General features: G+C 73.8%; 17 protein-coding genes. 8 read left to right on the forward strand and 9 right to left on the reverse strand.

Features of this window, described 5'->3' with window-relative positions; genetic code table 11:
• Window positions 1-253: 253 nt before the first annotated feature.
• The 3 genes from LCN96_RS22970 to LCN96_RS22980 all read left to right on the forward strand — a co-directional run bounded on the left by LCN96_RS22970 (window position 254) and on the right by LCN96_RS22980 (window position 4,930).
• Window positions 254-3,634 carry an AfsR/SARP family transcriptional regulator gene (locus tag LCN96_RS22970; protein WP_225274930.1) on the forward strand — a complete coding sequence of 1,127 codons (3,381 nt, stop codon included), beginning with the start codon at window positions 254-256 and terminating at the stop codon, window positions 3,632-3,634.
• A 267-nt stretch (window positions 3,635-3,901) separates the two neighbouring features.
• Entirely contained in the window at window positions 3,902-4,414 is a 513-nt protein-coding gene (locus LCN96_RS22975) for an FxsA family protein (RefSeq protein ID WP_225274931.1), read from the forward strand.
• A gap of 153 nt (window positions 4,415-4,567) precedes the next feature.
• Entirely contained in the window at window positions 4,568-4,930 is a 363-nt protein-coding gene (locus tag LCN96_RS22980) for a hypothetical protein (RefSeq protein WP_225274932.1), read from the forward strand.
• Between the two features lie 205 nt (window positions 4,931-5,135).
• Here the strand turns inward: LCN96_RS22980 and LCN96_RS22985 are convergent, their stop codons facing one another.
• From LCN96_RS22985 to LCN96_RS23005, 5 genes are all read right to left on the reverse strand, one after another.
• On the reverse strand, window positions 5,136-5,480 hold the full coding sequence (locus tag LCN96_RS22985; protein ID WP_043625492.1) for an RNA polymerase-binding protein RbpA: 345 nt from the start codon (window positions 5,478-5,480) through the stop codon (window positions 5,136-5,138).
• A gap of 259 nt (window positions 5,481-5,739) precedes the next feature.
• Window positions 5,740-6,126, reverse strand: coding sequence for a VOC family protein (locus LCN96_RS22990; protein ID WP_225274933.1), 387 nt, complete (start codon window positions 6,124-6,126; stop codon window positions 5,740-5,742).
• Window positions 6,123-6,872, reverse strand: a complete 750-nt coding sequence (locus tag LCN96_RS22995; protein WP_225274934.1) for an arsenate reductase/protein-tyrosine-phosphatase family protein — start codon at window positions 6,870-6,872, stop codon at window positions 6,123-6,125. The genes LCN96_RS22990 and LCN96_RS22995 overlap by 4 nt, the downstream gene beginning before the upstream one ends.
• A 33-nt stretch (window positions 6,873-6,905) precedes the next feature.
• Entirely contained in the window at window positions 6,906-7,568 is a 663-nt protein-coding gene (locus LCN96_RS23000; protein WP_225274935.1) for a response regulator, read from the reverse strand.
• A complete protein-coding gene (locus LCN96_RS23005) occupies window positions 7,565-8,692 on the reverse strand; it encodes a sensor histidine kinase (protein WP_225274936.1) in 1,128 nt (375 codons plus the stop codon). The genes LCN96_RS23000 and LCN96_RS23005 overlap by 4 nt, the downstream gene beginning before the upstream one ends.
• A gap of 217 nt (window positions 8,693-8,909) precedes the next feature.
• Here LCN96_RS23005 and LCN96_RS23010 point away from each other — a divergent pair, with 217 nt between their 5' ends.
• Window positions 8,910-9,404 carry a DUF6223 family protein gene (locus LCN96_RS23010; RefSeq protein ID WP_225274937.1) on the forward strand — a complete coding sequence of 165 codons (495 nt, stop codon included), beginning with the start codon at window positions 8,910-8,912 and terminating at the stop codon, window positions 9,402-9,404.
• 52 nt (window positions 9,405-9,456) lie between these two features.
• Here the strand turns inward: LCN96_RS23010 and LCN96_RS23015 are convergent, their stop codons facing one another.
• Window positions 9,457-10,497, reverse strand: coding sequence for a LacI family DNA-binding transcriptional regulator (locus LCN96_RS23015; protein WP_225274938.1), 1,041 nt, complete (start codon window positions 10,495-10,497; stop codon window positions 9,457-9,459).
• A gap of 39 nt (window positions 10,498-10,536) precedes the next feature.
• Window positions 10,537-11,892, reverse strand: coding sequence for a DUF1996 domain-containing protein (locus LCN96_RS23020; RefSeq protein WP_225274939.1), 1,356 nt, complete (start codon window positions 11,890-11,892; stop codon window positions 10,537-10,539).
• Between the two features lie 170 nt (window positions 11,893-12,062).
• On the opposite strand from LCN96_RS23020, the gene LCN96_RS23025 reads away from it, so the two are divergent.
• Entirely contained in the window at window positions 12,063-15,047 is a 2,985-nt protein-coding gene (locus tag LCN96_RS23025) for a discoidin domain-containing protein (RefSeq protein ID WP_225274940.1), read from the forward strand.
• Between the two features lie 21 nt (window positions 15,048-15,068).
• Here LCN96_RS23025 and LCN96_RS23030 read toward each other — a convergent pair whose 3' ends face one another.
• A complete protein-coding gene (locus tag LCN96_RS23030) occupies window positions 15,069-17,882 on the reverse strand; it encodes an AfsR/SARP family transcriptional regulator (protein ID WP_225274941.1) in 2,814 nt (937 codons plus the stop codon).
• 195 nt (window positions 17,883-18,077) lie between these two features.
• Between LCN96_RS23030 and LCN96_RS23035 the strand changes: the two genes are divergently transcribed.
• From LCN96_RS23035 to LCN96_RS23045, 3 genes are all read left to right on the forward strand, one after another.
• Complete coding sequence (locus tag LCN96_RS23035; RefSeq protein WP_225274942.1) at window positions 18,078-18,611, forward strand: hypothetical protein; 534 nt, start codon at window positions 18,078-18,080, stop codon at window positions 18,609-18,611.
• A 2-nt stretch (window positions 18,612-18,613) separates the two neighbouring features.
• The gene (locus LCN96_RS23040; protein ID WP_225274943.1) at window positions 18,614-19,219 is read left to right on the forward strand and encodes a hypothetical protein; all 606 of its coding nucleotides are present in this window, start codon (window positions 18,614-18,616) and stop codon (window positions 19,217-19,219) included.
• Between the two features lie 89 nt (window positions 19,220-19,308).
• Window positions 19,309-20,592: a serine hydrolase domain-containing protein gene (locus LCN96_RS23045; RefSeq protein ID WP_225274944.1), complete on the forward strand. Its 1,284-nt coding sequence runs from the start codon at window positions 19,309-19,311 to the stop codon at window positions 20,590-20,592.
• On the opposite strand, the gene LCN96_RS23050 is transcribed toward LCN96_RS23045, so the two are convergent.
• Entirely contained in the window at window positions 20,593-20,970 is a 378-nt protein-coding gene (locus tag LCN96_RS23050; protein ID WP_225274945.1) for a winged helix-turn-helix transcriptional regulator, read from the reverse strand.
• Window positions 20,971-21,062: the final 92 nt, after the last annotated feature.

A 21,062-nucleotide genomic window follows, 5' to 3' on the forward strand; every position in this document is an offset into this window, starting at 1 on the left:
TCGGCGCCGACATTGCCCCGGTAATTGTCGGTGCTCACGGATGAGAGCTCGACCGCACCCCGCCGGTGATGGTTCTCTTCACGCGCGTCTTCAGCTTTCCTTTCGCGGCAACCTTAGGAAAAGCGCCTGTCGCCGGCCTTTCGCTGCCCTGTCGCCATCCCGGGCCCGACGTCGAGGCGGGGCGCGGCGGCGGGCGTCGTGCGGCAGAATCTTCTCGTCGGGTTCGGCAGTGGCGATGACGGCAGGAGCAGGTTTGTCACACCGCGAGCAGCCGGAGGACGAGGGGCCCAGGATGACCTGGTTCGGCCTTCTGGGCCAGCTGGAGGTGGTGCGGGCCGGCCGGCGCATCGCGGTCCCGGCCGCCAAGCAGCGGATCGCCCTGGCCACCCTGCTGGTGCACGCCAACCACTACGTCTCCAGCGACCAGCTCATCGGCCACATGTGGCCCGGCGCCGCCCCCGTCAACGCGCAGGCGGCGTTGCACACGCACATCGCGCGCCTGCGTCACGCGCTCGGCGGCGACGGGGAGCGGCTGATCCAGACCCGGCAGCAGGGCTATCTCATCCGGCTCGGCACCGGCGAGCTGGACCTCACGCAGTTCCGCGACCTCGTCCGCAGGGCCGGGCACGCGGCGCGCGCGGCAAGCCCGGCGGGCCCGGCGGAGGTCACCCTGCTCCAGGAGGCTCTGGCCCTGTGGCGCGGGCCGGCCCTGACCGACATCCCCGCGGAGTCGCTGCGCCACGACCACGCCGTCCGGCTGGGCGAGGAGCGGCTCCAGGCCCTGGAACGCTGGCTCGAACTCGCCCTCCAGAACGGCCGGCACGAGGAGATCGTCCCCGAGCTGACCGCCGCGACCGCCGCGCACCCCTTACGCGAGCGGCTGTGGGCCCAGCTCATGCTCGCCCTCTACCGCTCCGGCCGCCAGGCGGAGGCCCTGCAGGCCTACCACACCGTCGCGGAGCTGCTGAACGACGAGCTGGGCGTCCCTCCAGGCAACGAGCTACGCCGGCTGCACCAGTCGATCCTGGTCACCGACCCCGCGCTCAGCCTGCGGCCCGCCGCCCAGGCACCGCCAGCGCCGGAGCTGCGCCCGCGACAGCTCCCCACCGACATCGCCACCTTCACCGGCCGCGCCGACCAGCTCCAGGCCCTGGACCGGCTGCTGGCCCCGGCCACCTACGGCCAGGCGACCCGGCTCCCGGCCGCTGACCTCCAGGCGACCCGGTTCCCGGCCGCTGACGGCCAGGCGACCCGGCTCCCGCCCGCTGACGGTCAGGCGACCCGGCTGCCGGCCCCGGCCGCCGACGGGCGGGCGACCCGGCCGGTCAGGATCGCCGCGATCACCGGCACCGCCGGCGTCGGCAAGACCGCCCTGGCCGTGCACTGGGCCCACCACGCCCACCGGCACTTCCCCGACGGCCAGCTGTACGTCGACCTGCGCGGCTTCGGCCCGAGCCAGCCCCTGGACCCCGCGGCCGCGCTGGAGACGCTGCTCCTCGGCCTGAACATCCCGGTCGAGCGGATCCCCACCGAGCTCGACGCCCGCTCGGCGCTCCTGCGCAGCGCGCTCGCGCAACGCGGCGTGCTGCTGGTCCTGGACAACGCGCGCGACGCGGCGCAGGTCCGCCCGCTGCTGCCCGGCTCCGACTGCGTCGTCCTGATCACCAGTCGCGACCAGTTGCGTGCGCTGTCCGTACACGGTGACACCATGCACGTGCCCCTCGCCGTCCTGTCCCCGGGTGAGTCCGCGGACCTGCTCGCCGCCGTCCTCGGCGGCGACCGGGCGCGGGCCGAGCCGGAGGCCACCACCGAGCTGGCACGCCTGTGCGCGCACCTGCCCCTGGCGTTGCGGATCGCGGCGGCCAACCTCGCGTCGGACCACGACCAGAGCCTCGCCGGCTACGTCGCCGAACTGCGCGCCGGCGACCCGCTCACCACGTTGCGGATCGACGGCGACGAGCAGACCGCCATCCGCGCCACCCTGGACCTCTCCTACGCCGCCCTGCCGGGATCGGCGCAGGCGGTGTTCCGGCTGCTCGGACTCGTACCCGGGCTTGACTTCACCCCCGAGGCCACCGCCGCGCTGAGCGGCTCCGCGGTGGCGGAGGCCAGGCGCGAGCTCGACCGGCTGGCCGGCGCGCACCTGATCCATCGCTCCGCCCCCGGCCGCTACCGCTTCCACGACCTGCTGCGCCTGTACGCCGCCGAACGCGCCCGCGAGGAGGAGAGCCCGGAGAAACCGGCACAGGCCAGACAGCGGCTGTACGACTGGTATCTACTGAGCACCCGCGCCGCCGGCGAGCGCATCCATCCCACCTGGTCCAGGCTGCCGCCGCCGGCGAGCCATGCCGACGTGCCGGCGGCCGTCTTCGACGATCCAGGGGCGGCGAGGGAGTGGCTGGCCGCCGAGCACGGCAATCTCGTCGCCGCGATCCACGAGGCGGTGGCCGCCGGTCCGCGTCAGGCCGCGTGGCGGCTCTTCGACGCGATGCGCAGCCACTTCTGGACGGGCCGGCGCATGAGCGACTGGCTGTCCTGCGGCGAGGCGGCCGTGGCCGCGGCCCGCGACGAGGGCGACGCCATGGCCATGGCCGCGGCCCTGCGGGGCCTGGCGACCGCCCGCTCCTACCAGGAACCGTTCGAGGCCATCTCCCTGCTCACCCGGGCCATCGCCTTCGCCGACGAGGCCGGGTGGTGGGAGGGCAAGAGCACGATCCTGGCGGGCCTGGCCAACACCTACTGGCGGCTCGGCCGGCTCGACGACGCGGTTCGCCACCTCGAAGCAGGCATGCGGCTGGACGAGCGGACCGGCAAGACGCTCATGCGGGCCAACAAACACATCAACCTGGCGGTGGTGCACACCCAGCTCGGCAACCTGCGGGTCGCGTTCGACCACCTCACCCAGGCCCGGCGGCTCCAGCCGGACCGCAGCGGCGTCACGCACACCAACCTCGGTGAGGTCTGCCACCTGCTGGGACGCTTCGAGGAGGCGCTGGAGCACCTCAAGGAGTCGCAGGCCCGCATGGCGGCGAGCGGGCATCACGCCGGCGAGCCCTACTGCCTGCTCGTCCTCACCGATCTGCACTGTGACCTCGGCCACCGTGCCGAGGCGCTGCGGTTCGGCGAGCAGGCGCTGGCCCGCAGCCGCGACATCGAGGACCGCCACGCCGAGGCGCTGGCGCTCAACGCCCTGGGCCGGGTCCACCGCGCCGCCGATCGGCCCGCCCAGGCCCTCGAACATCACCGGCAGGCCATCGAGACGGCCGGCGACGACAATCTGTTCCCCCGGGCCTTCGCCCTGATCGGGCTGGCCGAGGCCGTCGCGGACCACGCCGAGGCGTGCGCCTTCGCCGAGCAGGCACTCCAGCTCGCCCGCGAACGCTCCTTCCGGCTCCTGGAGGGGCTCGCGCTGACCGCCCTCGCCGACCGCGCCCTGGCCGCGGGGGATCGCGCGGCAGCGGTACGGCAGGCGGAGCTCGCCCTGAGCGTCCACCGCGCCACCGGCCACCGCCTGGGCGAGGCCCGCACCCTGCGACTGCTCGGGGAGGCGGGGCATGGGGCGGGATCGGGGGAGCGGGCCGCCGCGCTGTTCGGCGAGATCGGCATCGCCCGGGGATCCCGGCCGGGCGGCTGATCCCGGGCGGACGGCTGATCCCGGCCGGGCGGCTGATCTCGGATGGGCGGCTGCTTCCGAGCGGCCGGCTGGTCTCAGGCGAGCGGGTGATCTCGGGCGGCGGGCTGGTCTCGGGTGGGCGGCTGACTCCAGGCCGGGCGGGGCTGATGCCGGCGCCCTCGGCGGCAGCCCCTACGCCGACCAGGGGCGCCATCAGGGACATCCCTGATTTGCCATCGCCCCCGGAACGCCCGGCGGCCTCCCAGCGTTGTCCTAGCTGTAACGCGCGTGCGAATCGAGGAAACGATGCGGCTCCTGCTCTTCCTGGCCTTCCTGGTCGTGCCCGTCCTGGAGATCTGGCTGCTCATCCAGGTCGGATCGGTGATCGGCGGGCCCGCGACCGTCGCCCTGCTCATCGCCGACAGCCTGCTGGGCGCCTGGCTGGTACGCCGCGAGGGCCGCCGCGCCTGGAAGGCGCTGCGGACCGCGCTGGAGTCGGGCCGCATGCCCGACAAGGAGCTGGCCGACGGCGGCATCATCCTGGTGGGCGGCACGCTGCTGCTGACGCCGGGCTTCTTCACGGACGTGTTCGGGTTCCTGTGCCTGATCCCGTTCACCCGGCCGATGATGCGGCGGCTGGGCTCATGGTTCTTCGAGCGCCGGATCAAGAAGCTGGCCGCCGCGTCGCCGTACGCGAACCTGTTCCCGCCGTCCTCCGGCTTCCCCGGCGCGGACGCGTCGCAGGGTGGCGGCGGCCGGGTGGTGCACGGCGAGGTCATCCGCGAGGACCGCGACTCCTAGCAGCCGGTTCCCTGCCAGGTATGGGCCGGGGTTCCCGGGCAGGCGTCCTCCGTCTGGCGACCCCGGGGAGGATGCATGCCGTACGTGGACAGGATCGCCGAGCCGTGGGGGGCGCGCACACCGTACGGACCGGGCGAGCCCTGACCCGTACGCGTGGCCGCCTTTCTCGAGCCCGGCCTGCGCGAGCAGGACGTGGACCGCTGGATGCAGAGCGCGAGCCTGCTGCACAGCAACGGCGACGGCCTCGGCATCGCGGTCGAGGACGGCCGCGTCGCCGGTGTGCGGGGCCGCGCGGCCGGCCGCGTGAACCGCGGCAGGCTCGGGCCCAAGGATCTGTACGGCCGGCAGGCCGGCAACGCGCCCGACCGGCTGCGCCGCCCCCTCGTCCGCGAGCACGGCCGCCCGGTCGAGGCGAGCTGGGACACCGCGATGGAGCGCGTCACCCGCAGGGCCCCGGGCTGGTGCTGCTGGCCGACTTCCGGCACCTCTACCGGGTCGCGTCCGGCGTCTCCCTGACTGGGAGCTGCTCGCCCAGGCGGCCCGGGGCGCCAGGCGCGCCGACCTGCTGGAGCTCGCCGGGCGTCGCCACCCGCAGCCGCTGCGGCAGCCGCGCTGGGCCCACGCCCGGCTGAAGGAGTCGGCCACCCAGCCGCTGGTCAGCTAGCCGTCCGGGAAAGAAAAACCCCCGGGCACGGCCCGGGGGTTTCACCGTGAGAGGAGGTCAGGCGCTCTTCCGACGCTGTGCCCGCAAAACCGCGAGCCGCTCGTTGAGCACCTCCTCAAGGTCTTCGATGGACCGCCGCTCCAGAAGCATGTCCCAATGTGTCCGTGGGGGCTTGGTCTTCTTGGACTCCGGCTGCTCGCCGTCCACCCGCACCGCGGTGGCGCCGCACATGCGGCACTCCCAGGTGGCGGGGATCTCAGCCTCGGCAGCAAGCGGAACCTCGAAGCGATGGCCCTTAGGACAGGTGTAGGACACCTCCTGGCGCGGGGCCAGATCCGTGTTACGGTCGTTCTCGTAGCTGGTTGCCCCGAGCCGGGTGCCACGAAGCGCGCGCTCGCCCATGTCTAAATGCCTCCTACAGGGCCCCCTTGCGTGGGGGGTCTGTCTCCCACGGTGTCTAACGCTTGGTACCGTGATGGGATTCCCACCCTCGGGGTGATCCAATCGCGCTTGGGGCCTCGGTTCTTCAGATGATCGGCGATCCAGGCGCGCGTACTGCGACGATGTGCTGCTCCAGGCGTCGGCGCGTACACCACGGGCCAAAAATAAGCCATTTTGTCGTTGGCCGATTCGAGCACGATCGCGTAAAGCACCGTCCGCCTCACGCCGAAGCGGGGGCGGGCTCGAACAGCTCGACCAGGTTGCCGGCGGGGTCGGTGAGCAGGATCTGCCGGCCGCCAGGGCCCGCGACCAGGTCGCCGAGGAAGGACAGCCCGGCGCCGCGGAGCCGGTCGATCTCGGCGTCGAGGTCATCGACGACGAGATGGATGCGGTTGCGCCCCGCGGCGGTGCCCTCGGGGGTGGCGCGGGCGCCGCTGCTGGCCGGGCCTGACAGCAGCAGCCGCAGCGGGCCGCGTACGACGTCGGCGAAGGCGGGCGCGGCGTCCAGGCGCACGGAGAAGCCGAAGTGGGTGGTGTAGAAGGCGACGGCGGCGGCCACGTCGTCGACGAGGTAACGCACGGCGGCGTACTGGTCGGATGCGGTCATGACGGGACCTCCTGGGTCGTCAGGACGGGCAGCAGGTAGCGGATCCGGGTGTCGATCTCCGCCGCGACGCTCAGCAGGCCGGCGGCGTCCGCCGAAGCCGGATCCGGGACGCTCCAGTGGAGCCGGTGAGGCTGCCCGGGAAAGCCGGGGAAGACCTCGCGGACCCTGTCGCAGAGGCTGATCACGTAGTCGAAGCGGCGGCCGGCCACGGTGTCGAGGTGGCGCGGGCGCCGGCCCCGCACGTCGATGCCGTAGTGCTCGCGCAGGACGGCCACGGCGCCGGGGTGCAGCTCCGGCCGGGGCCGGCTGCCGGCGCTGGCCGCCTCGACGCGGCCACCGGTGCGGTGGCGCAGCAGGGCCTCCGCGATCGGCGAGCGGGCGCTGTTGCCCGTACAGGCGAACAGCACCCTGAGCCGGCACGTCGGCGTGGGCGGCGGCGGGGCGGGGGTGAGGCGGAGCGCGGGGTGCAGGGCGGCACCGGTGGCGGCCAGCGCCTGCGCGCAGCGCTCCAGATCGAGGTGGTAGTAGCTGTCGCGGGCGTCGAAGGTGCTGCGCCGGGCGGTGACCAGCCCGCCGTCGCGCAGCAGCCGCAGGTGGTAGGAGACGAGGTTCTGCGGCTGGCCGGTCAGCTCCACCAGCTCGCGCACCCGGTAGTCGCTCGTGGCCAGCTCGCTCAGCAGCCGCCACCGCAGCGGGTGGGCGGCCAGCCCGAGGAAGGCCGGGGTGGTGGGGAGCGATCTCACCATGCCTCCGACAATACATCAAATTCATTTGATGGGTCAGGGGCCGCCGGGAGTCACCAGCCCCGACTCGTAGGCCAGGATGACGAGCTGGGCGCGGTCGCGGGCGCGCAGCTTGGTCATGGCCCGGTTGACGTGGGTCTTCGCGGTCAGCGGGCTGATCACCATGCGGGCGGCGATCTCGTCGTTGGACAGGCCTCGCGCCACCAGGGCGACGGCCTCGCGCTCGCGGTTGGTCAGCTCCTCCAGCCCTGGGCCGGTGGCGGTGGCGGGCGGCTGGGAGACGTACCGGTCGATGAGCCTGCGGGTGATCGACGGGGCGAGCAGCGCGTCGCCTCGGGCGGCCACGCGTACGGCGTGCAGCAGGTCCTCGGGCACGATGTCCTTGACCAGGAACCCGGCCGCGCCGGCCCGCAGCGCCTCGAAGACGTACTCGTCGAAGCCGTAGTTGGTGAGGATGACCACGCGCACCCCGGCCAGGGACGGGTCCGCGGCGATGCGCCGGGTCGCCTCGATCCCGTCCACCACCGGCATCTGCACGTCGATGAGTGCGATGTCGGGCAGGTGCCGCCTGGCCAGGGCCACGCCCTCCAGCCCGTCGCCGGCCTCGGCCACCACCTCGATGTCGTCCTCGAGGTCGAGCAGCGCCCGGAAGCCGCTGCGCAGGAGCGGCTGGTCGTCCACCAGCAGGACCCGGATCATGACGCCCGGCTCACCGGCAACTCGGCCTGCACGGTGAAGCCGCCCTCGCCGCGCGGCTCGGCGAGCAGCCTGCCGCCGAGCGCGGTGACCCGCTCCCGCATCCCGGTCAGCCCGACGCCGGGCACCGGGGCGGCGTCCGGGGTGGCCGTGCCGTCGTCGTCGACGCGGATCGCCAGGACGTCCGCGCGGCAGTCGATCCGCACCGAGACGCTCCGGGCGGCGGCGTGCCGGGCGACGTTGGTGAGCGACTCCTGGACGATGCGGTAGACGGTCCTGCTCACGGCGGCGGGCACCGGCCGCCGCTGCCCCTCGATGGTCAGCGTCGCGTCCAGGCCGCTCGTCCGGGCATGGTCCACCAGCTCGGCCACGTGGTCGAGGCCGCGTGGCGGGCTGGTGTCGTCCTCGCGCAGCGCCTCCAGGGTGGCGCGCAGCTCCCGGGTGGCCTCCCGCCCCGCCTCCTGGATCGCCAGCAGGGCCTCCGGGACCTGCTCGCCGCGCCTGCGGGCCACGTGCACGGCCACCTCGGCCTGCACCTTGATGATCGAGATCTGGTGGGTGAGCGAGTCGTGCAGCTCCCGCGCGATGCGCAGCCGCTCCTCGTCGGCGCGCCGCCGCGCGGTCTCCTCCCTCGTGCGCTCGGCCTCCTCGGCCCGCCGTTCGGCCTGCCGCAGCGCCTCGCCGGCGGCGCCGGCCGCCACCAGCCAGGCCAGCTCCAGGGCGCCGCGCGCCTGCGCGAACGCCTCTCCCGTGTCGTGCAGGCCCGCCGCCATGGCCGCCAGGGGGAGCGCGGCCAGCACGAGCACGCTGGCCGCCACCGTGCTCACGCGGTGCCCGGCCCGTACGGCGGCGTACACGGCGAACAGGTACGCCACCGCCGGCACGTCGAACCCGGCCGCCTGGTAACCCACCGCGCACACCCCGGTGACGGCCAGCACCGCGATCGGCGCCCGGCGCCGCGCGGCCAGCGCCAGGCCGCCCCCGGCCAGCAGCGCCTGGCCGAGCAGGCCCAGGCCCGTCGCGGGCGGCCCCCCGGACAGCCCGGTGACCAGCAGCGCCGCCGCCACACTGACGGCGATCGCCCAGTCGATGACCTCGGCCCTGCGGCCGGACCGTTCCGCACCCATGCGCCGCACCCTAGCCGGACGGCCGGCCGGGCGACTCCTGCGGGGGGACGATCGGCGGGCTACCGCAGCCGCGGTACCCGCGCCGTTCCTGCGGCGGGCGCGGCAGCCGGCTGCTGCTCGCGCGGCAGCGGGAAAAGCCCGCGTACGCCGGACGACGCGCGGTGAGGGCGGCGGACATCATCGGGGGACATCTCATCGGAGCAACGAGGAGCACCTCATGCCGATCCCGACGCGGGGCCGAACCCTGCTCGCCGTGACCGTGACCGTGACCGTGACCGTGACCGCGCTCGTGCTCGTGGGCGGCGTCGCGCTGGCCGCGCCCGCCCTCGCCCAGCAGGACCTGGCCGGCGCCTACGGCCTGGTGCGGCCGGAGCCCGCCGGGGCCTACGACCTCACCACCGGGCGGTTGTGGTCGTTGGTGGGGGCGCTGGCCGGGGTGGTCGGCCTGGCGTTCGGCGGGTGGGCCCTGGTCCGGTCCGGTCGCCGGGGTCGTTCCGGGCGCGGGGGTGCCGTCGTGGCCCTGGTGGCGGGGCCCGTGGGCGCCGTCGTCGGGGGGCTGGTCGTGGCAGCCGCCGAAGGCGGGCCCGGCACCGGTTACGGCATCGTCGGCGGGTGGGCCGCGCTGGTGATCGGGGTGGTCGCGACGGCCACCGGCGGGCTGGCCCTGACCAGGCTCCGCCGTACCCCCGCGCCGGGGGTGAACGGGCGCTGACGCCGCACCACCGCGCGGCGGCGAGCCGGTCGGGCGCGTCGGCGGCGGCGGGTCACGATGAGTCGCGGACCACCAGGGTCGGCTCGAAGATGACCGAGGTGGGCCGGTGCCCGGGCTGCTCGATGTGCTCCAGCAGCAACCGGGCCATCTCCGCCGCCATGTCCTCCACCGGATGCCGCACGGTCGTCAGCGCGGGCCGGCAAGCGGTCGCCGCACTGCTGTCGTCGAACCCCACCACGGCCACGTCACCGGGCACGCCCAGCCCATGATCCCGCAGCACCAGCAGCGCCCCCTGCGCCATCAGGTCGTTGGCCACGAACACCCCGTCGAGCCCGGGATGCTCGGCCAGCAGCCGTTCCATCGCCTGCTCCCCGCTGTGACCGGTGAAGCCGCCCTCGGCGCAGGGCACGTACGGATGGCCGTGCGCGGCCATCGCGTCGCGGAAGCCGGCCAGGCGGGCGCGCCCGGCCGGCACGTCCAGCGGCCCCGAGATCGTCGCGACCTGCTTCCTGCCCCGGGCGACGAGGTGGTCGGCGGCGAGCTTGGCCCCGGCCCGGTGATCGACGTCCACGTAGCTGATCGGCACGGGCTCGGCGGGCCTGGCGAAGAGCACGGCGGGCAGCTTGGCCTCGGCGAACAGCCGTGGCAGCGGGTCCTCGGCGTGGGTGGAGACCAGGACGGCCCCGTCGGCGTCGCCCTGCCGCAGCGCGGCGAGCACCTGGGCGCGGGCCTCGGCGGTCTCGGCGAACATCAGGACCGGATGGATGCCGCGCGGCCGCAGGAAGGCGACGATGCCGCCGACGACCCGGCCGAAGAAGGGGTCGGTGAACACCTCGACGGGAAAGGAGTCGCTCTCCCCGCCCGCGCCGGAGACGACCAGGGCGATGCTGCCCGTGCGGCGGGTGACGAGCGAGCGGGCCGCCCGGTTCGGCACGTAGCCGGTGGCGGTGATGGCCTGCCTGACCGCCTCCTGGATGGCGGGGTCGACGTTGCGGATGCCGTTGATCACCCGGGAGACGGTGGCCCGGGAGACCCCCGCCGCCCTGGCGACGTCCTCCAGCGTGGGGGATGGCGGCGGGGGATCCTGCCTCATGGCGTCTTTATAGCACACCTGCCGGAGAGCGCTCTCCGATCAGGGCCGGGGGAGCTGGAAGTCGGGGGTGAGCGCGGCGCCGCGGTGCGGTTTGTACAGGTCGTAGCCGCGGGGGTCGCACTGGAGGCCGCCGTTGATGCAGTGGGTCACCAGCGCGTCCAGGACGGCGGGGTCGTCCCAGGCGTTGAAGAAGTCGTAGTGCCAGGAGTAGCCCCGGCCGCTGGACAGCCGCGCCTGCGACAGGTCGCCGTCCGCTGGGAAGGCGATCTTGAACTCCAGCATCGGCACCGCCACCGGATGGCTCGCCGGGCAGTAGCCGCCGCTCGGGTAGGCCATGTGGCTCCGGTGGTCGGCGCTGTCGAGGCGGACGCCGTCCCAGCAGCTCGGCGCCTGGTAGCGCACGTTCACCTGGCTGCCCGCCACGCACGAGGCGGGCAGGTCCCAGCTGCGCGACAGGTCTCCGCACTCGAAGCCCTCGACGGCGCCGGGGGAGTCGCGGAACTGCTCCAGCGTCGCGCCCGGGCTGCCGGCGACGAAGCGCAGGCCCTGCGGGAACGGCTGCACCCGCCAGTACTCCAGGATGCCCGACTTGTAGTAGACGACCTGGTTGCCGATCGGCTCGACGAGCCGGTCACCCTTGTGGAAGCTCGGGAACCAGTAGGCGGACCTGTCGTGCGGGTTGGTGCACGAGGTGGCGCCGGCCAGCAGCGAGGCGGTCGTGCTGTGCGCGTTCGTGGTCCGGTTGCCGATGAAGGTGTGCAGGTGGGAGGCGCCCGGCAGGCCGGGGTAGACGATGGGGTCGTCGGGGCGGTGCGCCGTCACCGAGCAGTTGGCCTGGAACTCGTGGTGCGTCACCTCGTCGGTGAACGTCGGCCGCGGGCGCGGGGTGGTCGTGGCGCCGCCGGTGCCGTAGATCTGGAACTCCCACAGGGAGTAGCCGTAGCCGGTGCCCCGGGCGGTGCCGTACAGGCGGACGTACCGGCCGGTGCCGCGTACGTCGAGGCTCTGGGTGCCGCCGGTGCCGGTGCCGGTGGTGTAGACGTCGGTCCAGGTGGCGGCGTCGGCGGAGGTCTGGATCCGGAACGACCTGCCGTACGCGGCCTCCCATTCGAGCACGACGCGGGAGATGGTGGCGGGCGCGCCGAGATCGACCTGGAGCCACTGCGGGTCGGCGGCGGCGCTGGACCAGCGGGTGGTACGGGTGCCGTCGAAGGCTGCTCCGGCGCCGTGGCCCGAGCTTTCGACGGAGGAGGCCGTGGCGGGCCGCCCCTCGGAGATCAGGCCGTCGGCCGCGAACGCGGGGGAGACGGCGGCGACGCAGGCCGCTAGGACGGCGACCAGCGCGGTGACGACAGGCCACAGGGGCGGCCTGCCCGGTCTGCTGGACGGGTGCATGGGGGTCTCTCCTTCGATGGGGGATGGTCGGAGAGCGCTCTCCGAGATTGGACCGCCCCGCGACCGCCTGTCAAGGGGCCAGGTCTTGACGAGCTGCCGGGACCGGAGGACCCTCAGGGGTCGGAGAGCGCTCTCCCTGATCGTCGCGGCACCCGTTCCTAGGAGAGGTCGTGCATCCATCACGCAGCTCAGGCAGGCTCAGGCGAAGCGCGGTCGCGGTCGCCGTCGCGCTGGCGGGCCTGGTCGTGTCCGGCCCGGCACCCGCCGGCCCGGCCCAGGCGGCGGCGGAGACTCCGCTCTCGCAGGGCAGACCGGCGACGGCCTCGTCATCGGAGGGCGCCGCGTGGAGCGCGGCGGCGGCCGTCGACGGCGACCGCACCGGCACCCGCTGGTCCAGCGCGTTCAGCGACCCGCAGTGGCTGCAGGTCGATCTCGGCGCTCCCGCGCGGATCTCCCGCGTCGTGCTCGACTGGGAGGCCGCCTACGCCCGCGCCTTCCGCATCCAGACCTCCGACGACGCCGCCACCTGGACCGACGCCTACGCCACCGCCACCGGCACCGGCGGCACCCAGACCATCGACCTCACCGCCACCGGCCGGTACGTCCGCCTGTACGGCACCGCCCGGGGCACCGGCTACGGCTACTCCCTCTGGGAGTTCCAGGTGTACGGGGACACCGTCGGCTCGTGGACCGACGTCTGGTCGGACGACTTCACCGGCCCCGCCGGCACCGCCCCGTCGCCCGCGGAGTGGATCCCGCGCACCGGCACCTCCTACCCCGGCGGCCCGGCCAACTGGGGCACCGGCGAGGTCGAGACCATGACCGCGGACCCCGCCAACCTCTCCCTGGACGGCGCGGGCCACCTCACGATCAAGGCGATCAAGGACGGCGCCGGCCACTGGACCTCGGCCCGCGTCGAGACCCGGCGCGCCGACTTCGAGCCGAGACCGGGCGAGCTGCTGCGGTTCAGCGCCCGGCTCAAGCAGCCGGGCGTCGCCGAACCCCTCGGCTACTGGCCGGGCTTCCGCGCCACCGGCGCCGCCTACCGCGGCAACCACACCAACTGGCCGGGCGTCGGCGAGAGCGACATCATGACCGCCGTCAACGGCCGCGACCAGTACTCCGCCACCCTGCACTGCGGCACCGCCCCCGGCGGCGTGTGCAACGAGTACGACGGCCGCAGCAGCGGCCTGGCCACCTGCGCCGGCTGCCAGAGCGGCTACCACGAGTACACCCAGGTCATCGACCGCACCAGGACGGACGAGGAGATCCGCTTCTACCTCGACGGCAGGCAGACCTGGGTGGTGCGCCAGAGCCAGGTCGGCGTCGCCGCCTGGCGGGCCGCCGTGCACCACGGCTTCTATCTCCGCCTCGACCTGGCCATCGGCGGCTCGCTGCCCGACGCCGTCGCCGGCCGCACCACCCCCGTCCCCGGCACCACGTCGGGCGGCGCGCTGAGCGTGGACTGGGTCAAGGTCTCCCGGCAGGCCGGCACCGTGCCCGCCCCGATGACCGACCCGCCGGTCCCGGCCGGGCCGAGCGTCGTGCGGGTGGCCGGCACGCAGGGCGACTGGCGGCTGGAGGTGAACGGCGCGCCGTACGAGATCAAGGGCATGACGTACGGGCCGCCGCAGGCCGCGGCCGACGCCTACATGCGGGACCTGGCGGCCATGGGCGTGAACACCATCCGCGTCTGGGGCGTGGACGACACCCACACCCCGGCCCTGCTCGACACCGCCGCCAGGCACGGCATCAAGGTCATCGTGGGCCACTGGCTCAACCAGGGCGCCGACTACGCCGGCGACACCGCGTACAAGACCGGCGTGAAGAACGAGATCGTGGCCCGCGTCAACGCGCTCAAGCACCGGCAGGGCGTGCTCATGTGGGACCTCGGCAACGAGGTCATCCTCACCATGCAGGACCACGGCCTGCCGGCCGACGTGGTGGAGCAGCGGCGGGTGGCCTACGCCAGGTTCGTCGAGGAGGTGGCGCGCGCCGTGCACGCCGCCGACCCGGACCACCCGGTCACCTCCACCGACGCCTACACCCACGCCTGGACCTACTACAAGGCCCACTCCCCGTCGCTCGACCTGCTCGCCGTGAACTCCTACGGCGCCATCGGCACCGTCAAGGACGACTGGGCCGCGGGCGGCCACACCAGGCCGTACGTCGTCACCGAGGCGGGCCCGGACGGCGAGTGGGAGGTGCCGGACGACGTCAACGGCGTCCCGGACGAGCCCGGCGACCTGGCCAAGCGGGACATGTACACCGCGAGCTGGAACGCCGTGCGCGGCCATCGGGGCGTGGCGCTCGGCGCCACCCCGTTCCACTACGGGCTGGAGAACGACTTCGGCGGCGTCTGGCTCAACACCACGCCGGGCGGCTGGCGGCGGCACGGCTACCACGCGCTGCGCGAGGCGTACACCGGGCAGGACTCCCCGAACACGTCCCCGGAGATCACCTCCATGACCGTGGCCGCGCGCACCGCCGTCCCGGCGGGCTCGGCGTTCGACGTGGCGGTGGCCGCCGCCGACCGCGACGGCGACCTGATCCGGTACAACCTCATGTTCAGCGACAAGCACATCACCGGCGACCGCGGCCTGTCCCACGTGCGCTTCACCCAGACAGGGCCGGGCACGTTCTCGGTGACCGCGCCGCAGCGGCTGGGCGTGTGGAAGGTGTACGTCTACGCCTACGACGGCCACGGCAACGTCGGCATCGAGCAGCGCTCCTTCCGCGTGGTGCCGCCGGTCGTGGCGGGCACGAACGTGGCGCGCGGCAGGCCGGCCACCGCCTCCACCTCCCAGGCGAACGGCGACGGCGGGCCGTTCACCCCCGACCGGGCCACCGACGGCAGCTTCACCTCCCGCTGGGCCAGCGAGTGGGCCGACCCGCAGTGGTTGCAGGTCGATCTCGGCCGGCCGGTCGCGATCAAGCACGTCCAGCTCGGGTGGGAGGCCGCGTACGCCCGGGCGTACCAGGTGCGGACCTCCCTCGACGGCACGAACTGGACCTCCGCCTTCGCCACCACCGACGGCGACGGCGGCTTCGACGAGATCGGCCTGGATACCACCGCCCGCTACGTCCGCCTGGACCTCACGCAGCGCGGCACCGCCTACGGCTACTCGCTCTGGGAGTTCGGCGTCTACGGCTAGGCACCGCTCGCGGCACCGGGCTCAGAGCTGGTTCCTGATGGGCTCCGGCGTGTCGGGGACGGGCTGCGCGAGGTAGGCCGCCACCTCGGCGGCGGTCAGCAGGCGGGCCTCGCGCAGCAATCCGAGCGACTCCCGCCAGGCGGCCCGGGCCTCCTCCGCCCGCCCGAGGTCGTGCAGGGCGTGGCCGAGCCACCAGGAGGACACGGCGGTGTAGAGCGTGAAGCCCGTCTCCCGCTGGAGCTCGATGGCCAGGCGGTACTCCGCCACGGCCTCCTCCAGCAGGCCGGCGGCCCGGTAGGCGTCGCCCAGGGAGTCGCGGGCGATGCCGAGGCTGCCGGTGTCGTCCAGCTCCTCCGTCATGGCCACGACGTGCCGTGCCTCCTCGACGGCCTCCTCGAATCTGCGCTGACGGTAGTAGACGTGCACCACGTTGTTGCGGACGAAGGCCTGGTGGTCCTTGCGGCCGGTGCGCTCGGTGATCGTGAGCGCGCTTTCCAGCGCCGCCAGGGCGTCGTCGTGGCGGCCCAGCATGGCGTACAGGGTCCCGAGGTCGTTGTACAGCCCCGCCTTGCGGTCCGGCTGCCCGGCCAGGTCCCAGCAGGCCAGGCCCGCCTCCAGCTGGGACAGGGCCTCAGCGAAGCGGCCGAGCTGGGCGTGGACGGAGGCGAGCCCCTGGTACAGGAACGCCTTGTTCTCCCAGTCGGCCATCTCGTCGGCGTTGCGCAGGGCCAGCTCGCTCACCTCGATCAGCTCGGAGAACCAGCCCCGCCGGTCGAACAGCCACTGGGTGACGTTCGCGAGCACGGCCGCCGTGCGATCGGTGGGGTCGCCCGCCGCCTGCCGGATCGCGGCCAGCAGATTGTGCCGTTCGTGCTCGATCCACTCGTTGGCGGCCGCCACGGTGGTGAGCTGCTGCCCGGGCTGCTCGGCGGGAAAATAGTGGTAGTTCGCCGTACGGCCGCCGCCCACCAGATCTTCGACCCGCACGGCCGTGGCCAGGTAGTGGTGCAGCGCGCGCCGGATGGCGGCCGCCCCTTCCTGTGGGGCGACCTCCTGTTCGCTGGCGTAGAGGCGGACCAGGTCGTGGAACTGGTACCGGTGCGGCCCGGCGGGTTCGAGCAGCCGGGCGTCCAGCAGGCGCTCCAGCGCGGCTTCGGCGCGGTGCTCCGGCCAGCCCGCCAGGGCGGCGGTGGCGGGGGTGGTGTGCGTGGGCACCTCCAGCAGCCCGAGCAGGGCCAGCAGGTGGGCGGCGTCCTGCCCGGCGGGATCCTCGCGCAGGTGCTGGTGGCTGACCGCGATGCCGGCGCGCACGGCCAGGTCGGCGTACTCCAGCAGGTCCAGGCGGCGGGTGGCGTCGGCGAGCCGGACCGCCAGGTCGGAGACGGGCCGGTCGGGATGGGCCACCAGCCGGGCGCCCGCGATCCGCAGCGCGAGCGGGAAGCCACCGCAGAGCCGGACGATCTCCGCCGCCGCCTCCGGCTCGGCACCCACCCGGCCGGCGCCGACGAGGCGGGTGAGCAGCCTGGTCGCCTCGTCGTCGCTGAGCGTGCCCAGGTGCAGATGGTGGGCGTTGTCCAGCACGGCGAGCGGGTCGCGGCTGGTGATCAGGACCCGGCAGCCCGCGCCGCCCGGGATGAGCGGGCGGACCTGGCGCACGTCGCGGGCGTTGTCGAGGATCACCAGCAGGTCGGCCGTCGCGGTGAGCGAGCGGTAGCGGGCGGCGGCCTCGCCCAGGTCGGCGGGGACGGCGGTGCCGTCCAGACCCAGCGAGCGCAGCAGGTGGCGCAGCGCTTCGACGGAGGTCAGCGGGGCCAGCCCGGCGGTGGAGCCGTGCAGGTTGACGTAGCTGACGCCGTCGGTGAAATGGCCCCTGACCTCGTGCGCGACGTGCACGGCGAGCGCCGACTTGCCGATGCCGCCCGGGCCGTCGATGACCGTGACGGCGGCGCCGTCGTCCGCGACGAGGGCGGCGCGCAGCCGGGCGACCTCGTCGGCCCTGGCGGTGAACGCCTGCGTGCCGGCCGGCAGCTCGGCGGGCACGATCGGCTCCGTCACCGTGGCGCTCTGCGCGGGAGTGGTGAGGTCGAGCCCCGGGTCGCGGACCAGGATGGCCTGGTGGAGGCGGCGCAGCTCGTTGCCGGGCTCGATGCCCAGCTCCTCGACCATGACCCGGCGGGTGTCCTGGTAGAGCGCCAGCGCCTCGGCGGAGCGCGCGTCGCGGTGCAGGGCGAGCATGAGCTGGGCGGCGGGCCGCTCGCGCAGCGGATGCGCCTTGACGTGCGCGGCCAGCTCGGCGGCCACGGCGTGGTGATCCCCCGCGGCCAGCCGCAGCTCGACGTGCTCCTCCAGGACGGACAGCCGCTCCTCCTCCAGCCGGGCGGCCTCGGCCCTGGCCCACGGCGCCTCCAGCTCGGGCAGCGCCGGCCCGTGCCAGAGCCCGAGCGCCTGGCGGAACAGCGCGTCGGCGGCGGCCGTCGCGCGCTGGGCGCGGGCGGCGCGCGCCCGCAGGGCCAGCCCGGTGAACAGGTGCGCGTCGACGCGGTCACGGTCGAGGACGAGGCGGTAGGCGCCGGGCAGCGTCTCGATGAGGTCCGCATCGCTGTGGCCGGCCAGCGTGTCCCTCACCTTGGAGATCGCGATGTGCAGCTGCTTGGCCGCGGTGGTGGCGGAGCTGTCGCCCCACACGTCGTGGAGGAGCCGGTCGGCCGGCACGGCCCGGCCCGCGTCCAGGGCGAGCCTGGCCAGGACGCCGACCCGCCGCTGCCCGGCCAGCCTGACCGCCTGACCGTCCATCGTGATCTGCCACGGACCGAGGAACGTGATTTCCAGACCCATGCGGGACGCTCTCCTTCGTCGCCGGAGTCAAAGCGTAGCGATGCTGGGGCGTGCCGCCGCCAGTTCGGGATCATCTCGGCGTTCAGCCGTTTGCAAGCGGGTTCTCAGTGATGATCGACATGCTCTTGTCCGCGATCTGCACGGGAGTCACGATGGCCCCAAGTGTCCATCGCGACGGGGAACACGAGGTGAGAAATGGCGACGACCACGACTGCTCTGAGCGCTGCCACGCTCAACGGGCGCCACCACAAGACCGCGCTCACGGTCTTCATGATCATCGTGGTGGCCCACTGGGCGGAGCACCTGGTCCAGGCGATGCAGGTCTACGCCTGGGGCTGGCCGCTGGCCGAGGCCCGCGGCGTGCTGGGCCTGCCCTTCCCGTGGCTGGTGACCTCGGAGTGGATGCACTACGGCTACGCGCTGCTCATGCTCGTCGGCCTCATCCTGCTGCGCAAGGGCTTCACCGGCAGCGCGCGCACGTGGTGGAACATCTCGCTCGGCATCCAGGTGTGGCACCACCTGGAGCACCTGCTGTTGCTGCTGCAGAAGCTCAGCGGCGTCTACCTCATGGGCAAGCCCGTCCCGACGAGCCTGCTGCAGCTCGTCTGGCCCAGGATGGAGCTGCACCTGTTCTACAACGCGGTCGTCTTCGCGCCGATGGTGGTGGCGATGGTGCTGCACCGCCGGGCGCGGGCGGGGGCCACCTGCACCTGCGCGGTCGCGCACTGAACGTGCGGGCCGAGCGGCGCCTGAGCGCCTTCACCGTGGCACTGGCCCTGCTGGGGCTGCTGCTGCTCTTCTGGTCCGTGCCCGAGCTGGGGCCCACCGTCAAGGCCGCCCGCGCCGACGGGGTGAGCGGCGTGTTCACCGCGCGCGAGCTGCGGTGCATCCAGCATCCCGGGCACGAGTCCTGCGTCTGGGCGGGGGACTTCGCCTCCGGTGACGGGCGGATCCAGCGGCACGACGTCGAGCTGTACGGCAGCGACCGCACCACCCTCGCGGCCGGGCGGACCGTCCAGGCCGTGGACACGGGCCGCGCTAGCCGGGTCTACGGGCCCGGCGGCTCGGGGGAGTGGCTGTTCACCACGCTGCTCGCGCTGGCCGGCGCGGCCCTGGTGGCCGTGGCGGCCCGGCGGGTGTGGCGCGGGGGTGGTCGCGCGTCCGGCCACGGCGCGTCCGCCGATGGCGCGTCCGCCGATGGCGCGTCCGCTGACGGTGCGTCCGCCGATGGTGCGTCCGCTGACGGCGCGTCCGCCGATGGCGAGCCTGCTCGCGACGAGTGCGCTCCCGGTGAGCCCGCCCCGGCCGTGGCGGGGGAGTCGGGAGGCGAACCCTGATCGGCTGCCGGTCCGGCATGACTCCTGTCATGGGAAGCCGGTGACGCGGCACACTGACCGCCGCGCACCGGGCGGCTCATGCTGGCGTCATGACCATACGCCGATTCAGCACGTTCGCCTCGCGGCTGGCAGCCGCGACCCTCGCCGCGTCGCTGCTCGCGGCACAACCCGCCGCGGCACAACCCGGCGCGGCACAATCCAGCGCGGCGCAACCGGCCGGGCTCGACACGGAGAGCCTGCGCCGGACCCTGGACGCCGTGCACGCGGCAGGCATGTACGGCACCTACGCCCACGTCGCGGACGGCCGGCAGAGCTGGCAGGGCGCGGCCGGGGTGGCCGACATCGACACGCGCCGCCCGGTCCACCCCGGCATGGTGCACCGGGCGGGCAGCATCACCAAGACGTTCACCGCGGTGGCCGTCATGCAGCAGGTCGGCAAGGGCACGATCGAGCTCGACGCGCCCATCGGCCGCTACTTACCGGACGTGGTGCCGGGCGAGCGCGGCCGGCGGATCACCGTGCGCATGCTGCTGAACCACACCAGCCACATCGCCAACCACACCGAGCTGGTGTTCCCGGCGATCGAGAGCCTGGAGGCCAACCGCTTCCGGACCTTCCAGGCGCGGGAGCTGGCGCGATCGGGGCTGGCGGCCCCGCCGACCGGGGAGCCGGGGGCGCTGCCCGGCGCGTACTCCAACACCAACTACATCCTCGCGGGACTGCTGCTGGAGAAGGTGACGGGCGTCGGCGCCGAGCGCTACATCACCGACCACGTGATCCGCAAGGCGGGGCTGCGGCACACCGCGTTCCCGCGCACGCCGCACATCCCGGGGCCGAACTCCAAGGCGTACGAGGCGCTGTTCGGGCTGTTCGACCCGCCCAGGGACTTCAGCGTCTACAACATGTCGTGGGCGGGGACGGCGGGCGCCGTCACCTCGACGATGGCGGACCTCAACCGCTTCTTCCGGCTGCTGCTGGGCGGTGCGCTGCTCGACGCCGGCCCGCTGGCCGAGATGCAGCGGACGGTACCGGTCAGGTCGTTCTCGGGCGCGGTGTTCGACTACGGTCTCGGGATCTTCCCGCTCGATCTGCCGTGCGGCCGTTTCTGGGGGCATGACGGGAGCGTCCCCGGCATGGAGACCCTGTCGTTCCTCGACCCGGGCAGTGGCCGGCAGTTCTCCTTGGGCCTGAACCTCAGGCACTACCAGCAGCTCGACGAGAACGGCCTGCCCACGGCGCACGCCATCGACTTCGCGATCCGCGACCATCTGCTCGCGGCGGCGTGCGGGCCGGACGCCACCGCCGCCGCCGCGCGCACGGCGGCGCCGCCGCTCCCGCTGCCCCTGATGGACAGGGGGACGCTCACGCCCTGATCAGCTCGCGCCCGCGCGGGCGCCGTGGATCTCGTCGAGGTGGGACTCCACCCAGGAACGCAGCGCGCCGAGCGGGCCGGCCACCCCGCGGCCCAGCTCGGTCAGCGCGTACTCGACGTGCAGCGGGACCTCCGGGTAGACGGTGCGGTCGACGAAGCCGTGCTCCTCCAGGCGGCGCAGCGTCTGGGTGAGGACCTTGGGGCTGACGCCCTCCAGGCGCCGCTGCAGCGCGCCGAAGCGCTGCGGCCCCTCCTCCAGCGCGCCGACGGCCAGGGCCGACCACTTGTTGGCCAGCAGATCCAGCACCTCCCTGCACGGGCACTGCGCGGCGTAGACGTCGTGCCGGTCGTGCAGACCGGATCCGCAGGTCAGCGCCATGGCCTGAACCTTTCCTCAGGGGGATATTACTTCCCAAAAGATAGCAGTCCGCCTTGCGGGTTACTACCGTCCATTGGGTAGCTTCGGCTGCG

Origin of the sequence: Nonomuraea gerenzanensis (genome assembly GCF_020215645.1) — a bacterium.
GTDB lineage: Bacteria > Actinomycetota > Actinomycetes > Streptosporangiales > Streptosporangiaceae > Nonomuraea > Nonomuraea gerenzanensis.

Excerpts from the sequence above, each read along its gene's own strand:
- LCN96_RS23010 (WP_225274937.1), top strand. The coding sequence starts at position 8,910 with ATGCCGATCCCGACGCGGGGCCGAACCCTGCTCGCCGTGACCGTGACC.
- LCN96_RS23000 (WP_225274935.1), bottom strand. The coding sequence starts at position 7,568 with ATGATCCGGGTCCTGCTGGTGGACGACCAGCCGCTCCTGCGCAGCGGC.
- LCN96_RS23035 (WP_225274942.1), top strand. The coding sequence starts at position 18,078 with ATGGCGACGACCACGACTGCTCTGAGCGCTGCCACGCTCAACGGGCGC.
- LCN96_RS22985 (WP_043625492.1), bottom strand. The coding sequence starts at position 5,480 with ATGGGCGAGCGCGCGCTTCGTGGCACCCGGCTCGGGGCAACCAGCTAC.
- LCN96_RS23030 (WP_225274941.1), bottom strand. The coding sequence starts at position 17,882 with ATGGGTCTGGAAATCACGTTCCTCGGTCCGTGGCAGATCACGATGGAC.
- LCN96_RS23045 (WP_225274944.1), top strand. The coding sequence starts at position 19,309 with ATGACCATACGCCGATTCAGCACGTTCGCCTCGCGGCTGGCAGCCGCG.
- LCN96_RS22995 (WP_225274934.1), bottom strand. The coding sequence starts at position 6,872 with ATGGTGAGATCGCTCCCCACCACCCCGGCCTTCCTCGGGCTGGCCGCC.
- LCN96_RS23005 (WP_225274936.1), bottom strand. The coding sequence starts at position 8,692 with ATGGGTGCGGAACGGTCCGGCCGCAGGGCCGAGGTCATCGACTGGGCG.
- LCN96_RS22990 (WP_225274933.1), bottom strand. The coding sequence starts at position 6,126 with ATGACCGCATCCGACCAGTACGCCGCCGTGCGTTACCTCGTCGACGAC.
- LCN96_RS23020 (WP_225274939.1), bottom strand. The coding sequence starts at position 11,892 with ATGCACCCGTCCAGCAGACCGGGCAGGCCGCCCCTGTGGCCTGTCGTC.
- LCN96_RS23015 (WP_225274938.1), bottom strand. The coding sequence starts at position 10,497 with ATGAGGCAGGATCCCCCGCCGCCATCCCCCACGCTGGAGGACGTCGCC.
- LCN96_RS23050 (WP_225274945.1), bottom strand. The coding sequence starts at position 20,970 with ATGGCGCTGACCTGCGGATCCGGTCTGCACGACCGGCACGACGTCTAC.